The sequence below is a fragment of the Streptomyces sp. HNM0645 genome, from assembly GCF_030056615.1.
GTDB classification, from domain to species: domain Bacteria; phylum Actinomycetota; class Actinomycetes; order Streptomycetales; family Streptomycetaceae; genus Streptomyces; species Streptomyces marianii.
In genome coordinates, this window is record NZ_JASHLT010000031.1 from 1 (window position 1) to 20,560 (window position 20,560).

The 20,560-nt window shown below is 71.0% G+C and carries 17 protein-coding genes, 1 tRNA gene, 1 pseudogene and 1 riboswitch; of the genes and pseudogenes, 6 read left to right on the plus strand and 13 right to left on the minus strand.

The genetic code is table 11. The features are described from left to right. Positions 1 to 127 (plus strand): annotated as a pseudogene (locus tag QMZ92_RS21645) (IS30 family transposase); the annotation flags it as partial. A 95-nt stretch (positions 128 to 222) separates the two neighbouring features. Here QMZ92_RS21645 and QMZ92_RS21650 read toward each other — a convergent pair. Both QMZ92_RS21650 and QMZ92_RS21655 read right to left on the minus strand, forming a co-directional pair. Continuing rightward, positions 223 to 1,110: a Bax inhibitor-1/YccA family protein gene (locus tag QMZ92_RS21650; RefSeq protein WP_093655859.1), complete on the minus strand. Its 888-nt coding sequence runs from the start codon at positions 1,108 to 1,110 to the stop codon at positions 223 to 225. A gap of 369 nt (positions 1,111 to 1,479) precedes the next feature. Then, a tRNA-Leu gene (locus tag QMZ92_RS21655) sits at positions 1,480 to 1,561 on the minus strand. A 425-nt stretch (positions 1,562 to 1,986) separates the two neighbouring features. Here QMZ92_RS21655 and QMZ92_RS21660 point away from each other — a divergent pair. Both QMZ92_RS21660 and QMZ92_RS21665 read left to right on the plus strand, forming a co-directional pair. Next, positions 1,987 to 2,757 (plus strand): ABC transporter ATP-binding protein, encoded by a 771-nt coding sequence (locus QMZ92_RS21660; RefSeq protein WP_283299048.1) that lies wholly within the window; start codon positions 1,987 to 1,989, stop codon positions 2,755 to 2,757. A 52-nt stretch (positions 2,758 to 2,809) separates the two neighbouring features. Continuing rightward, complete coding sequence (locus QMZ92_RS21665; RefSeq protein ID WP_283299049.1) at positions 2,810 to 5,341, plus strand: ABC transporter permease; 2,532 nt, start codon at positions 2,810 to 2,812, stop codon at positions 5,339 to 5,341. A 102-nt stretch (positions 5,342 to 5,443) separates the two neighbouring features. Here the strand turns inward: QMZ92_RS21665 and QMZ92_RS21670 are convergent, their stop codons facing one another. The 9 genes from QMZ92_RS21670 to QMZ92_RS21710 form a co-directional block, all read right to left on the minus strand. Beyond that, positions 5,444 to 6,751 (minus strand): class I SAM-dependent methyltransferase, encoded by a 1,308-nt coding sequence (locus tag QMZ92_RS21670; protein WP_283299050.1) that lies wholly within the window; start codon positions 6,749 to 6,751, stop codon positions 5,444 to 5,446. A 199-nt stretch (positions 6,752 to 6,950) separates the two neighbouring features. Next, on the minus strand, positions 6,951 to 8,330 hold the full coding sequence (locus tag QMZ92_RS21675; RefSeq protein WP_283299051.1) for an NAD(P)/FAD-dependent oxidoreductase: 1,380 nt from the start codon (positions 8,328 to 8,330) through the stop codon (positions 6,951 to 6,953). 411 nt (positions 8,331 to 8,741) lie between these two features. Next, on the minus strand, positions 8,742 to 9,656 hold the full coding sequence (locus QMZ92_RS21680; protein WP_283299052.1) for a Ppx/GppA phosphatase family protein: 915 nt from the start codon (positions 9,654 to 9,656) through the stop codon (positions 8,742 to 8,744). Continuing rightward, entirely contained in the window at positions 9,653 to 10,207 is a 555-nt protein-coding gene (locus tag QMZ92_RS21685) for a DUF501 domain-containing protein (protein WP_283299053.1), read from the minus strand. The genes QMZ92_RS21680 and QMZ92_RS21685 overlap by 4 nt, the downstream gene beginning before the upstream one ends. A 37-nt stretch (positions 10,208 to 10,244) precedes the next feature. Then, positions 10,245 to 10,709, minus strand: coding sequence for an FtsB family cell division protein (locus QMZ92_RS21690; RefSeq protein ID WP_283299054.1), 465 nt, complete (start codon positions 10,707 to 10,709; stop codon positions 10,245 to 10,247). 114 nt (positions 10,710 to 10,823) lie between these two features. Then, entirely contained in the window at positions 10,824 to 12,104 is a 1,281-nt protein-coding gene (gene eno, locus QMZ92_RS21695; RefSeq protein WP_283299055.1) for a phosphopyruvate hydratase, read from the minus strand. Positions 12,105 to 12,425: 321 nt separating this feature from the next. Then, a complete protein-coding gene (locus tag QMZ92_RS21700; protein ID WP_283299056.1) occupies positions 12,426 to 13,088 on the minus strand; it encodes a LysM peptidoglycan-binding domain-containing protein in 663 nt (220 codons plus the stop codon). Between the two features lie 3 nt (positions 13,089 to 13,091). Next, positions 13,092 to 13,255: riboswitch (cyclic di-AMP (ydaO/yuaA leader) on the minus strand. Positions 13,256 to 13,511: 256 nt separating this feature from the next. Beyond that, entirely contained in the window at positions 13,512 to 14,492 is a 981-nt protein-coding gene (locus tag QMZ92_RS21705; RefSeq protein ID WP_283299057.1) for a transglycosylase family protein, read from the minus strand. Positions 14,493 to 14,655: 163 nt separating this feature from the next. Beyond that, positions 14,656 to 15,906 (minus strand): cytochrome P450 family protein, encoded by a 1,251-nt coding sequence (locus tag QMZ92_RS21710; RefSeq protein ID WP_283299058.1) that lies wholly within the window; start codon positions 15,904 to 15,906, stop codon positions 14,656 to 14,658. 108 nt (positions 15,907 to 16,014) lie between these two features. Here QMZ92_RS21710 and QMZ92_RS21715 point away from each other — a divergent pair, with 108 nt between their 5' ends. After that, complete coding sequence (locus QMZ92_RS21715; protein WP_283299059.1) at positions 16,015 to 16,644, plus strand: Uma2 family endonuclease; 630 nt, start codon at positions 16,015 to 16,017, stop codon at positions 16,642 to 16,644. A 30-nt stretch (positions 16,645 to 16,674) separates the two neighbouring features. Here the strand turns inward: QMZ92_RS21715 and QMZ92_RS21720 are convergent, their stop codons facing one another. Continuing rightward, a complete protein-coding gene (locus QMZ92_RS21720) occupies positions 16,675 to 17,673 on the minus strand; it encodes a nucleoside triphosphate pyrophosphohydrolase (RefSeq protein WP_283299060.1) in 999 nt (332 codons plus the stop codon). A 238-nt stretch (positions 17,674 to 17,911) separates the two neighbouring features. Beyond that, complete coding sequence (locus QMZ92_RS21725) at positions 17,912 to 18,565, minus strand: SurA N-terminal domain-containing protein (RefSeq protein ID WP_283299061.1); 654 nt, start codon at positions 18,563 to 18,565, stop codon at positions 17,912 to 17,914. Positions 18,566 to 18,798: 233 nt separating this feature from the next. Between QMZ92_RS21725 and QMZ92_RS21730 the strand changes: the two genes are divergently transcribed. After that, positions 18,799 to 19,446 carry a DUF4230 domain-containing protein gene (locus tag QMZ92_RS21730; protein WP_283299062.1) on the plus strand — a complete coding sequence of 216 codons (648 nt, stop codon included), beginning with the start codon at positions 18,799 to 18,801 and terminating at the stop codon, positions 19,444 to 19,446. 159 nt (positions 19,447 to 19,605) lie between these two features. Beyond that, complete coding sequence (locus tag QMZ92_RS21735; RefSeq protein ID WP_283299063.1) at positions 19,606 to 20,502, plus strand: class I SAM-dependent methyltransferase; 897 nt, start codon at positions 19,606 to 19,608, stop codon at positions 20,500 to 20,502. Positions 20,503 to 20,560: the final 58 nt, after the last annotated feature.

Genomic DNA, 20,560 nt, shown 5'->3' on the forward strand with positions numbered 1-20,560 from the left:
CACCGACCTGTCCGTCCACACCCGCGACCACCTCGACGCCGTCGCCGCCGAACTCAACGGCCGCCCACGCAAAACGCTCGGCTGGGAAACCCCAGCCGAGCGCCTGCATAAACTACTCGCGGCCTGATCAAACCGACCACGTGTTGCGACGATCCCTAGAAACCGCCATGCCGGGGCGGGCCCTTCGTCGGTTCACCGGACGGCCGTGCGGCCGTCCGTGCGTCAGTCGTCGCCCTGCAGGATCGACAGCAGACGCAGCATCTCCAGGTAGATCCACACCAGGGTCATGGTCAGACCGAAGGCGGCCAGCCAGGACTCCTCACGGGGAGCGCCGTAGTTGATGCCGTCCTCGACCTGCTTGAAGTCCAGGGCGAGGAAGCAGGCACCGAGGATGATGCCGATGACACCGAACAGGATGCCGAGGCCGCCGCTGCGGAAGCCGAGACCGTCACCGCCGCCGAAGACGGCGAACAGCAGGTTGACCGCCATCAGCAGCAGGAAGCCCATCGCGGCAGCCATCACGAAGCCGTAGAAACGGCGGGTGACGCGGATCCAACGCATCTTGTACGCGAACAGCACACCGGCGAAGACCGCCATCGTGCCGAGCACGGCCTGGGCGACCACGCCGTCCGCGATGTACGTGGAGACCGCGCTGGAGATCACACCGAGGAAGACGCCCTCGAACGCCGCATAGGCGAGGATCAGCGCGGGCGACGGCTTGCGCTTGAAGGACTGGACGAGCCCGAGCACCAGCGCCACCAGCGCGGCGCCGATGGCGATGCCGTACGACTTACCGATGTTGGCCGGGTCGACGGGCAGGAGCACCCACGACAGGATCGCCGTGAGCACGACGGTGCCGAGCGTCATGGCGGTGCGCGCCACGACGTCGTCCATCGTCATCACATTGGTGCGGGCAGGCGCCTGCGGCGGGGCACCCAGCTGGGCGTCCGCCGGCGCGTAGGGGTTGGTGGCGTACGGGTTGCCCGCGCCCTGGGCGTACGGGTTGCCGCCGACTGCGGGGCCCCCGGCCTGCGGCGCGGTGTTGAAGCCCGCGTAGCCGTTGTCGCGGCTGAACCCCCGTCGCGAGAAGACCGGGTTGCTGCTCCTCATCTCACTCCTCCATGGCCGCCCTGCGCGGCCTTGACACAAGAGTAATGCGGGGGCAAAGACCTCGGACTAGTGCTGAAGGAGGATCTTTCCTCGATCGTGACTGACCGGGGGCCCCGGGCCCCGCACTGCTCTCTCTCCTCCCATGACAGCCAGTGAACGGACTCACTCATTCCCGGGTCGGCGGGATTCACGCCGGATGGGGTGCCGGGGAGCGGCGGCCGGGCGGCGGGGCGGAGAGTGCGAAGAGGGGGTAGGGAGGAGCGGGGAGGGGGCGGCCCGGCTTCGGTCCGGCAACGCCGTCGGCCGCGCGGGCGCGAGCAAGCCTTCAAGAGTTCAACGGTTGCCGCTCGCGCCGTGGACGCATGAACGTGCCCGGAGCCGGACTTGAACCGGCACGGCCCGAAGGCCAGCGAGGTTTAAGCTCGCCGTGTCTGCATTCCACCATCCGGGCTGGTTACGCGGTCCTGCGTACGCGGCTCTGCGTTCGCACACGAGCCTATCCGTACGGCTCACCCCAACAGCGGAACAACGACCCGATGTTGTCTTATTTTATTGATGCCTGAGGGTGCGTCAGCCCTCGTGAGCGGCTGTTTGCACCTGCCTAGGCGCGCTCCCGGCGAGCCCGGCGCCACCCGTGGGAATGACGGAAAGTCGCCGCCCGGGTACACCCCGGACAACCCGCAGGCGGTACCCCGGGAGCACACGCCGGACCCGGACGCGGCCCCGGGGACGCCGTCATACCAAAGGAGGACGGGGGTGGCGCCCCGTCAGACCCGAGAGGGCCCCGGGAACGGGCACCGGGACGGACGATCCGGCGGGGTCCCGGGCAGCACGATGGTGCGGTCCCCAGGAACGCCGCGACAGGAGAGCCGACTCGTGACCACCACACCCACCACCGCCCGCGCCACCGCGGTGGCCGCCCGTGCCATGGATCTGTCCAAGGTCTACGGAGAGGGCGAGACCCAGGTGGTCGCCCTCGACCGGGTCACCGTGGACTTCCGGCAGGGGGAGTTCACCGCGATCATGGGCCCGTCCGGATCGGGCAAGTCGACGCTGATGCACTGCGTCGCCGGGCTCGACAGCTTCAGCGGCGGTTCGGTGCGGATCGGTGAGACCGAACTCGGTTCGCTCAAGGACAAGCAGCTGACCCAGCTGCGCCGCGACAAGATCGGCTTCATCTTCCAGGCCTTCAACCTGCTGCCGACGCTGACGGCGCTGGAGAACATCACGCTCCCGATGGACATCGCCGGCCGCAAGCCCGACCAGCAGTGGCTGCAGCTCGTCATCGACATGGTGGGGCTCTCCGGCCGGCTCGGCCACCGGCCCACCCAGCTGTCCGGCGGCCAGCAGCAGCGCGTCGCCGTCGCCCGGGCGCTCGCCGCCCGTCCCGAGATCATCTTCGGCGACGAGCCGACCGGGAACCTCGACTCCCGCTCCGGCGCCGAGATCCTGGGCTTCCTGCGCAACTCCGTACGGGAACTGGGCCAGACCGTCGTGATGGTCACGCACGACCCGGTGGCCGCGTCGTACGCGGACCGCGTCATCTTCCTGGCCGACGGCCGGATCGTGGACGAGATGATCGCCCCGACCGCCGACGGCGTGCTGGACCGCATGAAGGAGTTCGACGCCAAGGGCCGGACCAGCTGATCCGCGGCTCCACCACAGACTTCCGGCCCCCACCTCAGGACTGACTCACACCATGTTCCGTACCGCCTTGCGCAACGTGCTCGCGCACAAGGCCAGGCTGCTGATGACCGTGCTCGCCGTGATGCTCGGCGTGGCGTTCGTCTCCGGCACCCTGGTCTTCGCCGACACCCTCTCCAACGCCTTCCGCAACCAGTCGGCCAAGAGCTACGACGACGTCGCCGTGGCCGTCACCTCCTACGCCGACGAGAACGACGCCGAGCAGGAGCCCGGCATCTCCGAGAAGACCCTCGGAAAGCTCGCCGCGCTGGACGGCGTCGCCGCCGCCCAGGGCCGTGTCGACGGCTTCGCCGGGGTCGCCGACCCCGACGGCAAGCTCATCGGTGTCGGCTGGTCGAACAAGGGCTCCAACTTCGCCCCCGGCAAGGACGGCAAGGACCCCGCCTACACCTTCACCGACGGCAGCGGCCCCGCGAAGGCCGACCAGATCGCCCTGGACGCGGACAGCGCCGCCAAGGGCAGGTACGCGGTGGGCGACCGGGTCCGCGTCGCCACCAACGGGCCGGTGAAGGAGTACATCCTCAGTGGTGTGTTCACCACCAAGGACGGTGCCGTGAACGCCGGCGGCAGCCTGGTCCTCTTCGACACCGACGTGGCCCAGGAGCTCTACCTCAAGCCGGGCTACTACCGGGACGTCACCCTCACCGCCGCCCCCGGCGCGGACGACGCGCGGATCCTCGACGCGGTGAAGCGGTCGCTGCCGAAGAACGCCGAGGCGCAGACCGGCACGGCGCTCGCCGAGAAGCAGGCCGCGGCCATCGAGGAGGGCCTCGGCGCCCTCAAGCAGATCCTGCTCGGCTTCGCCGCCATCGCGCTCTTCGTCGGCGTCTTCCTGATCTCCAACACCTTCACGATGCTGGTCGCCCAGCGCACCAGGGAACTCGCCCTGATGCGGGCCGTCGGCGCCTCACGCCGCCAGATCACCCGCTCGGTGCTCATCGAGGCCGCGATCGTCGGCGCGGTGGCCTCGGCCGTCGGCTTCGTCCTCGGCATCGGGCTGACGATGGGTCTGCGCTCGGGGATGGCCGCCTTCGGCATGAAGGTGCCGGACGGGCCGCTCGTGATCTCCGCGAGTCCGGTGATCGCCGCGTTCGGCGTCGGTGTCCTCGTCACCATGTTCGCCGCGTGGCTGCCGGGCCGCCGGGCCGCCAAGATCCCGCCGGTCGCCGCCATGGGCAGCGTCCACGCGGCGGCCAGCGCCAAGTCGCTGGTGCTGCGCAACTCCATCGGAAGCGCCCTGACGGGCCTCGGCGCCGCCGGCATCGTCTGGGGTGCCGCCGCCGGCGGCGACACCGGGCGGATACTGATCGCGGCAGGCGCGTTCCTCGCGCTGGTCGGCGTGATCGTGCTGATCCCGCAGCTCTCGCGCCCCGTCATCGCCCTCCTACGGCCGCTGCTCGTCGGCGTCTTCTCGGTGGCCGGCAAGCTCGCCGGGCGGAACGCCGTCCGCAACCCTCGGCGCACCGGTGCCACGGCCTCGGCGCTCGCGATCGGACTGACCCTGGTCACCGGGCTCTCCGTGCTCGGGGTCACCGTCGGCAGGGCCGTCGACAAGATGACGACGGACCACATCAAGGCCGACTACATGGTCACCATGGCCAATGGCAGACCCCTCGACCAGTCCGTGCTGACCGCGCTGGAGAAGGCCCCGGGCGTCACGGCGGTCTCCCCGCAGCAGGCCGTGTACTTCAAGGTGCAGGGCGACTTCCCCTCGGCCACGGCCGTCACCCCCGGCGACATCGAACAGCTCCTGAACGTCGAGGTCGTGAAGGGCAGCCTGGACACCCTCGCGAAGGGGCACGTCGCGGTCGACGAGAAGACGGCCACGAGCAAGGGCTGGAAGGTCGGCGACAGCCTCCCGGTCACCTTCGGCGACAAGAAGAAGGGGACGCTGGAGGTCGGCGCGGTCTTCAAGGACAGCGAGTTCCTCTCGCCGGTCCTGGTGAGCACCGAGGTCGCCAACCGGCACGAGGTGAAGCCGCACATCCCGGAGGTCTTCGTGAAGACGGACGGCGGTCAGAGCGAAGCGAACGAGAAGGCCCTGATCGACGCGCTGGGCGAAAACCCCGCCATCGCGGTGATGGACCGGCAGGACATCCGCGACCAGTTCGGCGGCGTGATCAACACCCTGCTGAACATCATGTACGGCCTGCTCGCGATGGCCCTGATCATCGCGGTGCTCGGAGTGGTCAACACCCTGGCGATGTCCGTCTTCGAGCGGCAGCAGGAGATCGGCATGCTGCGCGCCATCGGCCTGGACCGGCGCCGGGTGAAGCGGATGGTCCGGCTGGAGGCCGTCGTCATCTCCGTGTTCGGCGCGGTCGTCGGCATCGGCCTCGGCACCTTCCTCGGCTGGGCGATCGGCGAGACCTTCCGGGACAAGGTCCCGGGCTACGCCCTGGTTCTGCCGTGGGACCGGATCGGCCTCTTCCTGGCGCTCGCCGCGCTGGTGGGCGTGCTCGCCGCGCTGTGGCCGGCCCGCAGCGCCGCGAAGCTGAACATGCTGACCGCGATCAAGACCGAGTAGCGGCACCACGGACGGCCGAGCACACGCGACCGGGCCGGGCCCCTTCCACGGGGCCCGGCCCGGTCGCGTACACGGGGACGGGGCGACGCCCCGTCCCCGGACTCAGCGGCCCTCGGCCTCGGTCCATCTGCGCGCCCTCAGCGGCATGCCGGAGGCACCACCGTCATGGCCCTTCACCGCGAGGATCTGGTTGACCCCGATCCTGTTGCGCTCGAAGGAGACGGCCGAGGCGGCCATGTAGAGGCGCCAGATCCGGGCGCGTCCCGGTGAGGAGTGCCGTACCGCCCGTTCCCAGTCGGACTCCAGATTGGCCACCCAGGCGCGCAGCGTGCGGGCGTAGTGCTCGCGGAGGGACTCGACGTCGCGGGCCTCGAAGCCGGCCTCCTCCAGGATCGACACGGTCCTCCCGACGGGCGCCAGCTCGCCGTCAGGGAAGACGTAGGCGTCGATGAAGTCGTCCACGTGGTAAGCGGCTTCGTCCTGCTCGGGGCGGCGCGCGATCTGGTGGTTGAGGAGCCTGCCCCCGGGCCTCAGCAGTCCGTGGAGCACATCGGCGTACTCCCGGTACCGGGTGGAGCCGACGTGCTCGGCCATCCCGATGGACGAGATCGCGTCGTACGGACCGTCCTTGACGTCCCGGTAGTCCTGGACCCGGATCTCGACGCGGTCGGTCAACCCCTCCTCGGCGATCCGCTTGCGGGCGTACGCGGCCTGCTCCCGGGACAGGGTGACCCCGGTGACCCGGGCGCCGTACTCCCCGGCCGCGTGGATCGCCATCGAGCCCCAGCCGCAGCCGACGTCCAGCAGCCGGTCCCCGTCACCCAGGGCGAGTTTGCGGCAGACGAGGTCGAGCTTGTCGCGCTGTGCGTCCTCGAGCGAACCCCCGTCCTGCCAGTAGGCGCACGAGTAGACCATCGACGGCCCGAGCACCTGCTCGTAGAACGCGTTGCCGACGTCGTAGTGGTGGCTGATCGCCTGCCGGTCGCGCGCCTTCGTGTGCAGCGGGCCGCGGCGCCCGGCCACCTCCTCGGCGGGCGGCGGCACCGGCAGCCAGGAGCGGGGCCCGGCGAGGGCGATCAGCTCCCCGACGGCCGAGCGCAGCCGCGGATCGCCCATCGAGCGCAGCCCCGGGCCGGGCTCGGAGCGCTCCCAGATCAGCCCCGCGAGAGCCCCCAGGGCCTCGTACAGATCGCCCTCGACGTCGATCTCTCCGGCCACCCAGCCGCGGGCCAGGCCGAGTTCGCCCGGCTTCCACAGCAGCCGGCGCAGGGCGCGCCGATGACGGATGACGAGGACCGGGCCGTCGACGGGCCCCGACTCGCTTCCGTCCCAGGCCCGGATGCGGACCGGGGGCGGTGCCCCGAGCAGTTCTTCGGTGAGGGCGGTGAGCCGCGAAGCGGCATCGGCCATGGCGCACACCTCCGTGATCGCTGTTTGACGGAAATGCCCAACACCACGTAAACGCCCTCGGCGTGCGAACGCAGTCCCCTGGTGGGCAAATGGACGGCAAAACAGACAACTTCCCCGTGCGGAGTGTGCCCAAAGTACGCCGAAGGGGCCGTCCGCACCACGGATGGCGGACGGCCCCTTCGGGGGTACTACTGCGGGGTCAGGACGCCTTGGCCTTCTCCGGGGCGGGCTTGGCCGCAGCCGGGGCCGGCCTGGCGGCCTCGTAGAACTCCTCGCGCGGCGACTCGATCGCGCCGAGCGAGACGACCTCGCGCTTGAGGAACATCGCGAGGGTCCAGTCGGCGAAGACGCGGATCTTGCGGTTCCAGGTCGGCATCGCCATGCCGTGGTAGCCACGGTGCATGTACCAGGCCAGCCGGCCCTTGAGCTTGATCTTCACCTTGCCCATGACGATCATCGCGACGCCCTTGTGCAGGCCGAGACCGGCGACCGCACCCTTGTTGGCGTGGCTGTACTCCTTCTGCGGGAAGCCCCGCATACCGGAGATCACGTTGTCGCCGAGGACCTTGGCCTGACGCAGCGCGTGCTGGGCGTTCGGCGGGCACCAGGCGTTCTCGACACCGGCCTTGCGGGCGGCGATGTCCGGGACCTGGGCGTTGTCGCCCGCGGCCCAGATGTAGTCGGTGCCCTGCACCTGGAGCGTCGGCCGGGTGTCCACGTGGCCGCGGGGGCCGAGCGGCAGGCCGTAGCGGGCCAGGGCCGGGTTCGGCTTCACACCGGCGGTCCAGACGATGGTGTTGGAGTCGACCTCCAGGCCGTTCTTCAGCACCACGTGGCCGTCCACGCAGGAGTCCATGGAGGTGTTGAGGTAGATCTCGATGCCGCGGGCCTCGAGGTGCTCCTTGCCGTACTTGCCGAGCTTGGGGCCGACCTCGGGAAGGATCTTGTCCGCGGCGTCGACGAGGACGAAGCGCATGTCCTCGCGCTTGATGCTCTTGTAGTACTTGACCGCGTCGCGGGCCAGGTCCTCGACCTCGCCTATGGTCTCGGCGCCGGCGAAGCCGCCTCCGACGAAGACGAAGGTCAGGGCCTTGCGGCGGACCTCCTCGTCGGTGGTGGAGTCGGCCTTGTCCAGCTGCTCGAGGACGTGGTTGCGCAGGCCGATGGCCTCCTCGATGCCCTTCATGCCGATGCCCTGCTCGGCGAGGCCGGGGATCGGGAAGGTGCGGGAGACCGCGCCGAGCGCGATGACCAGGTAGTCGAAGGGCAGCTCGTAGGCCTCGCCGACGAGGGGCGCGACCGTGGCGACCTTGCGGTCCTGATCGATGGTCGTGACCCGGCCGGTGAGTACCTCGGCCTTGGGCAGCACGCGTCGCAGCGGGACGACGACGTGCCGCGGCGAGATGCTGCCGGCGGCTGCTTCGGGAAGGAAGGGCTGGTACGTCATGTACGACCGCGGGTCGACGACCGTGACGGTCGCCTCCCCGTACCGCATCTTCTTCAGAATGCGACGAGCTGCGTACAGGCCTACGTACCCACCGCCTACTACGAGGATCCTGGGACGCTCCGTGGTGCTCATGCCATCGAGTATCCACCCCCCTCGGAGGGGGTGCTCGTGAGCCCCTTCACAAGCACTGGGGGACCTTCTGCTACACTCCGCCGCCCACGTGACCGAGGTCATGGCGGAGCCCGGGAACCCCGGTGTAGCGGGAGACGTTGTCAAGGCCCGCTGAGCTGGCCCCACGCTCCCACCGGAAGGTGAACCGGGACCCCTCTTCATGTGTACGCAACACGACGGTCACCTGCCGGAGCACGGACGGACGGGCCGGGTTGGACACAAAAAGAGGCCCGGCGGGCCCTCCGGGGGCACTTTCGACGGCCAGCCGGGCCCAATTCCTTGTGAAGAACTTCACGAACTTTCTCGCGGGCGGCGCCCTCTCGGCTGGAAAACGCCCCCCGGAACCCCCTTCGAGCCGCCCCGGTCCCGCGCTCAGGCGAGGGAGAACGCGATCCCGTCGAGGATGTCGTGCTCCGAGACGACGACCTCCGGCACTCCGGCACGGTCCATGATCGCGAGCAGCACCAGGGCGCCCGCGATGATCACGTCCACCCGCCCCGGGTGCATCACCGGGATCGCGGCGCGCTCCTCGTGGGTGGAACGGATCAGCCGCTCGGCGATCTCCGCGACCCGGCCCCGGGAGACCCGCGAGTGGTGGATCGCCTCGGAGTCGTACGCGTCGAGGCCCAGCGCTATCCCGGCGACGGTGGTCACCGAGCCCGCGAGGCCCACCAGGGTGCTCGCCTCGCGGACCGGCACGGTCTCCTCGGCCAGGTCCAGCGCCGCCTCGATGTCCGCCCGGACCGCGGCGATCTCCTCCGGCGCCGGCGGGTCGCTGCGTACGTGACGCTCGGTCAGCCGGACGCAGCCGATGTCCACCGAGCGGGCGGCCTCGACGTGGCCGCGGCCGATGACGAACTCGGTCGAGCCACCGCCGATGTCCACGACCAGCCGCTCCTCGTGGCCCGGGAGTTCCTTGGTGGCGCCGGTGAAGGAGAACTCGGCCTCCTGGTCACCGCTGATCACCTCGGGCTCGACCCCGAGGATGCCGACCACACCGCTCACGAACTCGTCGCGGTTCTCGGCGTCCCGGGAAGCTGAGGTCGCCACGAAGCGGACCCTCTCCGCCCCGTGCTCCTTGATGATCCCCGCGTACTCCCGGCAGGCCGCGAAGGTGCGCTCCAGGGCCTCGGGGGCCAGCCGACCGGTGCGGTCGACGCCCTGGCCGAGCCGGACGATGGTCATCCGACGGTCCAGCTCGGTCAGTTCACCGGTCGAGGCGTCGACGTCGGCGATGAGCAGGCGGATCGAGTTCGTGCCGCAGTCGACGGCGGCGACGCGGGTCATGCGCCGTCCTCCGTGCCCGCGCTCGCGCAGTCACCCGCTCCCGCGGTCACGCACGGGCCCTTGGCCCACCACTCCGGGAGCATCGCGATGGCCTCGTCACCCAGGGGGTTCACTCCAGGGCCGGCCGCGAGCGAGTGGGCGACCAGGACGTGGAGGCACTTCACCCGGTCCGGCATGCCACCGGCGCTGGGGAAGTCCTTCAGCTCCTCGATCTCGTCCCGGCGCCGGACGTAGTCCTCGTGCGCCGCCCGGTACGCCGCCGCCAGGTCGGGATCGGCCTGCAGACGCTCGGTCATCTCCTTCATGACGCCGTTCGCCTCGAGCGTGCCGATGGCCGAGGCCGCACGCGGGCAGGTCAGGTAGTACAGCGTCGGGAAGGGCGTGCCGTCCTCCAGCCGCGGTGCCGTCTCGACCACGTCGGGCCGGCCGCAGGGGCAGCGGTGGGCGATGGCCCGCAGACCGCGCGGCGGGCGGCCGAGCTGCTCCTTGAAAGCGGCGATGTCCTCCGCGGTGGGCGGGGTGGGCGCGGTGCTCGGCGGGGGCGTGTCCATGGGATGTGTATGTCTCTTCGTCGGTTCCGTGTCTTGGCTAGCGTCGCGCGTCGGCGCGGTCGACGCCGTCCCAGACGTTCGAGTACCAGGGACGGCCGACACCGGCCTCCTCGGCACGTGGCTCACGGGCCGCCCGCGGGTCGACCACGATGTACCCGGTCTCGCCGGGCCGGACCATGTGCAGGTGCTCACGGGCCAGCCGCATGACGTACGCGTCGTCCTGGAGGCGGGCCTTCTCGTCGCGCAGCCGCTCCACGCGCTCGCGGGCCGCGGCGGCCAGCCGCTGCTGCTCATCGATCTCGTTCCGCTGCGACACGTACGCACGCATCGGATAGGCGAGCGCGACGATCATCGAGCATACGACGAGTGCGAGGAAGGCGGCCCGGCCGGTGAGCCTGGAGCGCCGGGCCTGCCGGCGGGACTGCGATCGGTAGACGCGGGCGGCGGTCTGCTCACCGAGCAGCCGCAGCCTGGTCGCGGTGGAGAACCGGTCCCGGGCCATCAGTGCGCCTCCCCTTCACGTGCGTACGTCCCCGCACACGGTACGGGACCGTGTGCGGGGACGTACGCAACCTCCGGCCCCGACGGGCTCGCCGCCCGGCGGGGTCGTCCGGAATCAGCCCTTGAAGCGCGGGAACGCGCTGCGGCCGGCGTACACCGCGGCGTCGTCGAGGATCTCCTCGATGCGCAGGAGCTGGTTGTACTTGGCGACGCGCTCGGAACGGGCCGGGGCACCGGTCTTGATCTGACCGCAGTTGGTGGCGACGGCCAGGTCGGCGATGGTGACGTCCTCGGTCTCGCCGGAGCGGTGGGACATCATGCACTTGAAGCCGCTGCGCTGGGCCAGCTCGACCGCGTCGAGGGTCTCGGTCAGCGAGCCGATCTGGTTGACCTTGACCAGGAGGGCGTTGGCGGCGGCTTCGTCGATACCGCGGGCGAGGCGCTCGGGGTTGGTCACGAACAGGTCGTCGCCGACCAGCTGGACCTTGGCACCGAGCTTCTCGGTGATCGTCTTCCAGCCGTCCCAGTCGTCCTCGAACAGCGGGTCCTCGATCGAGACCAGCGGGTAGGCGGAGACCAGCTCCTCGTAGTACTCGGTCATCTCGGCGGCCGAGCGGGACTTGCCCTCGAACTCGTAGGCGCCGTCCTTGTAGAACTCGGAGGCGGCGACGTCGAGCGCGAGCGCGATGTCCTTGCCCGGCGTGTAGCCGGCCTTCTTGATCGCCTCGAGGATGAGGTCGAGGGCCTCGCGGTTGGAGCCCAGGTTCGGGGCGAATCCGCCCTCGTCGCCGAGTCCGGTGGAGAGTCCCTTCTCCTTCAGGACCTTCTTCAGGGTGTGGTAGACCTCGGTGCCCCAGCGCAGGGCCTCGGAGAAGGACTCCGCGCCGATGGGCGCGATCATGAACTCCTGGATGTCCACGTTGGAGTCGGCGTGCGAGCCGCCGTTCAGGATGTTCATCATCGGAACGGGCAGCAGGTGCGCGTTCGGGCCGCCGAGGTAGCGGAACAGCGGCAGGTCGGACGCTTCGGAGGCGGCGTGCGCGACGGCGAGGGAGACGCCGAGGATCGCGTTGGCGCCGAGGGAGGACTTGTCCGGGGTGGCGTCGAGGTCGAACATCGCCTGGTCGATCAGGCGCTGCTCGGTGGCGTCGTAGCCGACGAGCTCGGGGCCGATCTGCTCGATGACGGCGAGGACGGCCTTCTCGACACCCTTGCCCAGGTAGCGGTTCGGGTCGCCGTCGCGGAGCTCGAGGGCCTCGAAGGCGCCGGTGGACGCACCGGACGGAACGGCAGCACGGCCGGTGCTGCCGTCGTCGAGGCCGACCTCGACCTCGACCGTGGGGTTGCCTCGGGAGTCCAGGATTTCCCGGGCTACGACGACGTCGATGGACGGCACGAGCATCTCCTTCTGGGATGTGACGCGTGAGGTGACACAAGCGGGGCCGTGTCGGTGCAGGGCCGCTTCGGCCTTGCGGCAAGAGCCTAACCGCCCGGGTGCCATCGTCCGGCAGATGCCCGCCCCGTGGGACGGAAAACCGGCCGGAACGGACAAAGACCCCGGCCCGGGGGTACCTCCCGTGCCCGCGGGACTGCGGGGAGCACGGGGATGCCGCACCGGGCCGGGGCCTGGGGACGGGGGGTGCACCGCCCGGTGGTCCGCCGGGCCCACCGGACGACGGTCACCTCCCGGGGACCACGAGGGTCCCCGGGCCGGGCATCAGCTCAGGTGGAGCTTCTGGCCGGGGTGGATGACGTTCGCGTCCTCGACGATGTCCTTGTTCAGCTCGAACAGCTTCTTCCAGCCACCCTTGACCTTCTCGGCGTCGGCGATCCCGCTGAGGGTGTCGCCGGCCTTGACCGTGTACTCGCCGTCGCCCTTCTTGACCGGGGCGGCGGCGCGCTCGGAGCGGCTGGTCGGGACCTCGGCTCGCTGCGGGGCGGCGGGCTCGGCCTTGGGCTCGGCGGCCTTGGGGGCGGCCGGGGCGGCGCCGCCGTACGAGGCGTTCGACAGTCCGGTGCCGCAGTTCGGCCAGGCCCCCTTGCCCTGGCCCGCCAGGACCTTCTCGGCGATCTGGATCTGCTGCGCCTTGCTGGCCTTGTCGGCGGTGGGGGCGAACGCGGTGCCCCCGTAGGCGGCCCAGGTGGAGGCCGAGAACTGCAGCCCGCCGTAGTAGCCGTTGCCTGTGTTGATCGACCAGTTGCCGCCGGACTCGCACTGGGCGACGGCGTCCCACTCGGAGGCGGTGGCGGCGGACGCGGTGCCCGAGGCCATCAGCGGGGCGGCGATGGCGGCGCCGGCGACACCGGCGAGCGTGGCGACACGGGTGGACCGCTGGAAGACCGTCGGGCGACGGTGCTTGCCCTTGCCGGAAAGCAGCATCGAAGTTCTCCTCACCGACGCCTGCGAGGTGAGCTGTCGGGTTCGGGCCGATGTGGTGCCCGGCCGTGCGACGAACGCACGGCTCCACCCCTAGCCGGGCGGCCCTCATCGGGCCTGTCCGGCACTTACCTTGGGTCCCCCGCTCCTGCCTTCGGCGCTTGCGCGACGACTGTTCCCGGCGGCCGCCGGCAGGATTCGGCGTGCGGTCGTCGGGGCCCGCGTTGCGAGCGGTTCAGACCGTAGACACACGTCTCCCCGATGTTCAAAGACGAACATCGGGGAGAAATCGCCCAAAACTGACGGGGTGACATGTCCGTTTTCGCAGGTGGGAGCCACGATGACCGGAGTTGACCGGCTAGCGGCGCCAGTTGACCGGAAGAGACTCTTGTCTCACTCGCACAGAACCGGACATAAACACCTGAACTACTCCTTCAACTCGCCCTTCCCCGGGCCGAGATCGAGGCTCTGGCCAGGCAGGATGAGGTTCGCGTCGGAGCCGACGACGTCCTGGTTCACCTCGTAGAGGGCGGGCCAGCCGCCGGGCACCTGGTTCGCGTCGGCGATCGACGACAGGTTGTCGCCGACGCGGACGACGTACTCATCTCCCGTGGCGGCGTCATCCCGTGTCGTTCCATCACCTCGTGAGGCATGTCGACCGGATTCACGGTCATCGCCCGAATTGCCCGCCTCATCCCCTTCGGTGGCGGGGGTGCCCCGGTGCTTGCCGGTGCCCGCCTCCGCGCCGGCCTCGCCGGACGCCTCCGCGCTCCCACCGGAGCCCTCGGCGGATCCGGCGGACTCCGGGAACCCGGACGGTGAGGAGGACTGCCCGGACGGCTCGGACGACTCGGACGACTCGGACGACTCGGACGACTCGGAGGCGGACTCGCCCGCGCCCGACCGGGACCCGGCCGGCGAGGGGTCCCCGGCATCCGGCTCGGGCACGGAATCCGCCCCGTCGCCGAACGAGGGCCCCTTCACGACGTCGCCCAGCGGGTCGGCCGACGGGGTGCCGGCGGGCTCGGAGCCACCGCCGCCCAGACCCGTGATCGATCCGCAGCTCTCCCAGGCGGAGGCACCCTGGGCGGCGAGGACCATCTCGGCGACCGAGATCTGCTCGGAGGGGCTGGCGAGGTCCGCGCGCGGCGCGTACGCGGTGCCGCCGTACGCCTCCCAGATCTCCTGGGACATCTGGAGGCCGCCGTAGTAACCGTTGCCGAGGTTGGCACTCCAGTCGCCGCCGCTCTCGCAGTCCGCGACACGGTTCCAGGTGGCGGTGTCGGCGGCGGACGCGGAACCCGCGCCGAGCAGCGGGATGGCGATGGCCGATCCGGTCACCCCTGCCGCGACGATGAGGGCGGGGACCTGACGAGGTCGGCGGTGTCGGCCGTTCCCGGACAGCATGCGGTGCGCCTTCCGTGTGACTACAGAAAACTCCAGGGACTCTCGAAGCGATTGAAACCTCGATGACCCGGAGTCGGGGTGAACGTAGCCGCACTCCGACGTCAGTCACAAGTCGATGCAGCGGAGATCACGTAAAAGTCACAGCCCTGACTGGCCGTCAGTTTCAGCGGCGGGTGAATTCAACGGGCAGAGTGCGCAATCCGCGCATGATAAGCCCCCCACGCCACCGCAATTCCGACGGATCGGCTGCAAGCCTCAAGTCGGGCAGCCGGGTGAGGAGGGTCGCGAGCGCGGTCTGCCCCTCCAGCCGCGCGAGCGGCGCGCCCAGGCAGTAGTGGATGCCGTGCCCGTACCCGAGGTGCTGGTTGTCCCGGCGGCCGAGATCGAGGCTGTCGGGCTCCGCGAACCGCTCAGGGTCGCGGTCCGCGGCGGCCAGCACGACGAGGACCGGGTCGCCGGCGGCGATGTCCCGGCCGCCGAGCGTCAGCGGCTCGGTCGCGAACCGCCAGGTGGCGAGCTCGACCGGCCCGTCGTAGCGCAGCAGTTCCTCGATCCCGGTGGCGAGCAGGCCGTTCTCGCCGGCGGCCAGCGAGTCCTGGAGCCGCTGCCGTTGCCCCGGGTTCCGCAGCAGCGCGTACGTGCCGTTCCCGATGAGGTTCACCGTGGTCTCGAACCCGGCGAAGAGGAGGATGAAGGCCATCGCGGCGGCCTCGTTCTCGGTGAGGTGCTCCCCGTGGTCGGACGCCTTGATGAGTCCCGAGATGAGGTCGTCACCGGGGGTTTCGCGCTTGCGGTGGATCAGGTCGGCGAGATAGCCGCGCATCTTCTTCACCGACCGGGCGACACCGCCGCGCGGGCCCCCGCCGTGACGGATCATCATCCCCGCCCAGTCCCGGAAGTCGTCCTGGTCCTCACGCGGGACGCCGAGCATGTCGCAGATGGCGTAGATGGGGAGCGGGAACGCGAACTCGTGGATGAGGTCCGCGCTACCCCGCTGCGCGAAACCGTCGATGAGCCGGTCCGTCAACTCCTGTACCCGGGGTGCGAACTCGGCCACCCGGCGGGGGGTGAACGCCTTCGACACGAGCCGCCGCAGCCGGGTGTGGTCGGGCGGGTCGATGTTGAGCAGGTGCGTCATCAGCTCCGCCTTGCGCTCCCCCGGGATCCCCGTCTTCCCCTTCGCGTGCGCGGGCTCGTCGTGGTGCGCGGGGTTCTTGCTGAGCCGCTGGTCCGCGAGGGCCTGCCGGGCGTCCGCGTACCTGGTGACCAGCCACGCCTCCACCCCGCTGGGCAGCCGGGTCCGGTGCACGGGCGAGTGCTCCCGGAGCCAGGCGTAGGCGGGGTACGGGTCGGTGGCGAACTCCCAGGTGAAGAGCTCGGGGGCGTCGGGGACGCGGGACGGCCGGTCGTGCATAGGACGACGTTAACCCGCACGGGCCCGGTCATCCGTTCGACGGACCTCTCCGCGTTCCCGGTGGGTAGGCTGACCGTACGCGCCAGACTCCGTCGTATGGGAGCGCTGATGAGTGCCGCAGCCGAAGACCGGAGGGAAGACCAGGACGGCCGGGAGGAGCAGTACGTGTTCCCGGTCCCGCCCCCCGGTGGGTGGACGGCGGACGACCTCGACCGGATCAAGGGTCTCCCGCCGCACACCGAGCTGATCGACGGGGGACTGTTCTTCGTGAGTCCGCAGACCTTCTTCCACATGGCCACGCTGCGGCTGCTGGAGAACGAACTGGTGCAGCAGACACCGGACGACCTCTACGTCGTCCGCGAGATGACCACCAAACTGGGCGTGCGCGACCGGCCGGAGCCCGATCTCATGATCGTGCGTGAAGGTGCCCTCATCGGGCCGGAGCAGACCTGGTACGCCCCGGAGGACATCCTGCTCGCCGTCGAGATCGTCTCGGACGAGTCCGTGCAGCGCGACCGCGAGCTCAAACCGCGCAAGTACGCGGCGGCCGGCATCCGGCACTTCTGGCGGGTCGAGAAGCACGACGACCTGCCCGTGGTGTACGTGTACGAGCTCGACCCCGCCACGAACGCCTACGCCGTCACCGGCATCCACCACAACCGGCTGAAGGCCGACGTCCCGTACCCCGTCGAGGTCGACCTCACCGCCGTGGACCGGCGGCGCGGAAAGCGGAACTGACGCACACGCCGGAGCGGCCGGCTCTCCCCGTCAGTCCCGGGCCGCGGACTCCGCCGCGCGGATCGCGTCGCGGTAGGCGCGGGCGGCGGCGCGGAGCGCGGCTTCCGGGTCGTGGCCCTCGGCCTCCGCGCGCACGGCCATCGCCAGCAGTTCGTAGCCGACGGCGCGGTCGCCGTCCCCCGTGGGCAGCTCCACGTCCAGCCCGGCCGTCCGCACCCGGCCCGCCAGTTTCGCGGCGAGCGCGAGTCCCGGCTGGCCGAGCGGGACGCCGTCGGTCACCGACTCCCGCCGCTTCTCGATCGCCTTGGTGCGCAGCCAGTGCTCCTTGACGTCCTCCGGGGTCTCGGCACTGGCGTCTCCGAAGACGTGCGGGTGGCGGTGGACGAGCTTGTCGACGATGGTCCCGGCGACGTCGTCGATCGAGAACGGCTCGTCCCCCTCCTCCCCGCTCGCCTCCTGCGCGATGCGCGCGTGGAAGACGACCTGGAGGAGGACGTCGCCGAGCTCCTCGCGCAGTTCGTCGCGGTCGCCGTCCTCGATGGCCTCGACGAGCTCGTACGCCTCCTCGATGCCGTACTTGGCGAGGCCCTCGTGGGTCTGCTGCGAGGACCACGGGCACTCGCGGCGGATCCGGTCCATGACCTGGACGAGGTCGAGGAGCCGCGCGCCGGGGAGGTCGTACGAGCCGGGCAGCAGCTCCAGGTCGGGCATCCTCACCCGGCCGGAGCCCGCCAAGCGGGCCAGGCCGTCGGTGAGGGCCCGGTCGCCCTCGCCGGTCGCGAGGACCACGGCGGTCCGGCCTCCCGCACAGCCGTCCACGAGTTCCTGCGCGGTGGACGCGGCCACCTCCACGCCGACACCGGCCTCCCTCAGATACGGGAGCTGCGGGTGCTCCGCGTCGGCGCACAGCACGCGGTCGGCCGTGCGCAGGGTCTGCCACGCCGGCCAGGACAGCAGTCCGGGCGCGACACGATGGCTGGCGGTGAGCAGGACGATTCGGCCGGGCTCGACGGGCGCTTCAGCGTTCACCCCTCGACCTTACGTCGGGGCGGACGGGCGCCGGGACCGGGCCTCACGGCCGTACAGGATCCGCCACCGCGCCCGGCCCTTCCACGCGAGCCACCGCCACCGCGCCCGGCCCTTCCACGCGAGCCACCGCCACCGCGCCCGGCCCTTCCACGCGAGCCACCGCCGCCGGACCCACCGGGCCCGCGGAGCCGCCCGCGCACCGGATCCCAGGGGCCGACCGCGGCCCGGACGGCCGCCGCTACGCCCCGGCCCGGATCGCCTCCGGCTGCCCGGTGACCTGGGTGATCCACGGTGCCTTGTAGTCGCCGAGCTGGATCTTCGTGTCATCCCACGCGCCGTAGCGGGGGTTCACGTCGATGTCGAGTTCCTTGGAAGCAGCCGTCAGCGCCGCGCCGACCTTCTGCTGGCCCTCCGGAGTGCCGAGGTCGGCACCGAGCGCCCGGGCCAGCCCGGTCAGCAGGACCTCCTCGCGGACGGCCTGATCGATCCGGTCCGGAGCCACTCCGCGCTGCTGGAGCAGCATCGCGGCCAGTTGCTCCTCGCCGCCGGACTGCTGGGCCAAGGACGCGCGGGCGTCCTGGACCTCCTTGCGGGAGGCGGTGACGTCGTTCTTCTCGGCGGCGTGCTCCAGGATCCGGTCGAAGATCATCCCGTGCAGCTTGGCGCGGTTCAGCTGCCCGGTGCTCTTGATCAGCTGGGCGGCCTCGGGCGACGCCTCCTGGGCGGCCCGTACGTCCCTGACCTCCGCCTGGAGCGCGGACACCTCGATCCGGTCGCCCCCGACGACGGCAGCGGCACCAGGGTGCGCCTCGGTCCCGCAGGCGGCGAGCAGGGGTGCCGCCGCGACGAGCGCGGCGGAGAGGGCGAGCGCGGTGCGACGGCGGCGGTGCAAAGGGGCCTCCTGGCGTGCGGTGGTGATCGTGACGCGGAGCGTTTGTGACGCGGTGCACAAAGACCTTGCGGTGATCGATGGTAGGCAGTCGGCGTGGCGCAGGCCACTACTTCGCCGCCACTGATTCGGTCAACGATTCGGGAGGCGGCCGGGGTGCGGCACCGCACCTGTTCCGTACGGCAGGCCTGATCGACGGGGACCGGGGCATCCGTCAGACGAGGGAGGGCCGGGCCATGGGTGCGCTCAGGGCTGTGTCGTGGTGGGTGAAGGCATCGGTCGGCGTCCTGCTGGTGGCCGCGCTGCTGGTGGTGGGCACCCAGCTGCGGGCGCTGCCGGGACTCGGCGGACTGTTCGGTGAGGAGACGCGCGACCGCTCGGGGCCGGCCGTGCTGGAGTCCGTCCAGGACATGAGCCGCTACCAGGCCGCCACGGGCAACTTCCAGGTCGTGGTGGACCTGGAGAAGGACACCAGGTACCTTCCGGACGCCGTGCACGGCACCAGGGTGCTGTACGTCGGAGCGGGCACCGTGGACGCGTACGTCGACATGGGGGCGCTCGGGGAGAGGGACGTCACCGTGGACGAGCAGCGCACGGCCGCGACGATCCGGCTCCCGCACGCCGTCCTCGGCCGGCCCGCGCTCGACCCTGACCGCTCCTACGCCGTCTCGAAGCAGCGCGGTCTGCTCGACCGGCTCGCTGATCTCCTCTCCGACAACCCCAACAGCGAACAGGCCGTCCAGCAGCTCGCGGTACGGCACATCGCCACCGCAGCGAAGGAGAGCCGGCTGACGGCGCAGGCGGAGCGGAACACGACGAGGATGCTGGAGGGGCTGCTGCGCTCGCTCGGGTTCAGCAAGGTCACGGTCGTCTACGGGGATTGAGCGGTGCCCCGAGCGGCGGCGGGCCCCTCGTCGCGGGAAGCGCGGAGGCCGAACCGCTACCCGCTGTACGGGGACGTCAACGGAAGGACACCGAGACTTCACCCGAATGGCCCCCGTTGGTGGCCCCTTGAGTGGAAATCACGGCGTAACCTCCCGGCCATGCCTTCCCTCCTGAGCAACCGGCTGGCGAAGCGGATGCTGCGTCCGGCGTTCTCACTGGTGGAGCAGCGCCTCGAGCGTGCCACCACCTCACTCCAGGCCGATCTCGACGCCCTGCACCACGAAGTGGCCGACCTGCGGCGGCAGAGCTACGGGCTCGGGCTGCTGCTCGACCGCTCCGGACGGGACGGCCACCGGATGCCCACCGCGACCCAACTGGACACGCTGGTGCGGGAGGTGACCACGGTGACGGGTGCCTCGGGTGAGCACGCGCGCCGCGATCTGACGGTGGCGTACCGCACGGTGGTGGCCCTGGAGGCGCTGGGCGTCGGCCGGCTGGCGGGCTCGACCTCGGACATCTGCGGGAAGCTGGCGACCGTGCCGCTGCTGGCCCCGCCGAACGAGGAGGTCCTGGAGATCGGCACCCAGCACGGGCTGTTCGCGGCCGCCCTGCTGCGCATGCTGCACCGCGCGGGCGTCGAGCCGCGGCTGACGGTCGTCGACCCGCTGGCCGGCGCCCTCGTGCCGACGGGCACCGCGCCCGCCCCGGTCCGGGAGGACGTCGTCCGCGCCAACCTGGCGCTGTGCGGCAGCCGTTCGGGCACCCAGGCCCGGCTCCTGCGAGGGGCCTCCGCCGACACCGGGGTGCGCGCCGAGGTGTCCGACCGGCGCTACGGCGTGGTCGTCCTGGCCGGTGACCCGTCCGTGGAGGGCGTGCTCGCGGATCTGGACCTCACGGAGGAACTCGCCGCCGACGGCGCGGTCGTCGTCCTCGACGGACACGGCGACGACAGCCGCCCCGGAGTCGCCGCGGCCCTCGCCAGGCGGCTCGCCGACGGCTCCCGCCTGAGGCTGCTGGGTGTCGTCGCGGGAACGGCGTTCCTCCGGGCCGTGTGACGCCTGCCGGAGCGCGGCCGCCGCGGTTCCGGTCCGGCCGCGCTCCGGCACCCGGCCG

What these genes read in the sequence shown, in the direction of transcription:
- QMZ92_RS21670 (WP_283299050.1), bottom strand. Translation starts at nt 6,751, where the DNA reads ATGGCCGATGCCGCTTCGCGGCTCACCGCCCTCACCGAAGAACTGCTC.
- QMZ92_RS21735 (WP_283299063.1), top strand. Translation starts at nt 19,606, where the DNA reads ATGCCTTCCCTCCTGAGCAACCGGCTGGCGAAGCGGATGCTGCGTCCG.
- QMZ92_RS21650 (WP_093655859.1), bottom strand. Translation starts at nt 1,110, where the DNA reads ATGAGGAGCAGCAACCCGGTCTTCTCGCGACGGGGGTTCAGCCGCGAC.
- QMZ92_RS21665 (WP_283299049.1), top strand. Translation starts at nt 2,810, where the DNA reads ATGTTCCGTACCGCCTTGCGCAACGTGCTCGCGCACAAGGCCAGGCTG.
- QMZ92_RS21680 (WP_283299052.1), bottom strand. Translation starts at nt 9,656, where the DNA reads ATGACCCGCGTCGCCGCCGTCGACTGCGGCACGAACTCGATCCGCCTG.
- QMZ92_RS21710 (WP_283299058.1), bottom strand. Translation starts at nt 15,906, where the DNA reads ATGCACGACCGGCCGTCCCGCGTCCCCGACGCCCCCGAGCTCTTCACC.
- QMZ92_RS21715 (WP_283299059.1), top strand. Translation starts at nt 16,015, where the DNA reads ATGAGTGCCGCAGCCGAAGACCGGAGGGAAGACCAGGACGGCCGGGAG.
- QMZ92_RS21690 (WP_283299054.1), bottom strand. Translation starts at nt 10,709, where the DNA reads ATGGCCCGGGACCGGTTCTCCACCGCGACCAGGCTGCGGCTGCTCGGT.
- QMZ92_RS21685 (WP_283299053.1), bottom strand. Translation starts at nt 10,207, where the DNA reads ATGGACACGCCCCCGCCGAGCACCGCGCCCACCCCGCCCACCGCGGAG.
- QMZ92_RS21705 (WP_283299057.1), bottom strand. Translation starts at nt 14,492, where the DNA reads ATGCTGTCCGGGAACGGCCGACACCGCCGACCTCGTCAGGTCCCCGCC.
- QMZ92_RS21700 (WP_283299056.1), bottom strand. Translation starts at nt 13,088, where the DNA reads ATGCTGCTTTCCGGCAAGGGCAAGCACCGTCGCCCGACGGTCTTCCAG.
- QMZ92_RS21730 (WP_283299062.1), top strand. Translation starts at nt 18,799, where the DNA reads ATGGGTGCGCTCAGGGCTGTGTCGTGGTGGGTGAAGGCATCGGTCGGC.
- QMZ92_RS21675 (WP_283299051.1), bottom strand. Translation starts at nt 8,330, where the DNA reads ATGAGCACCACGGAGCGTCCCAGGATCCTCGTAGTAGGCGGTGGGTAC.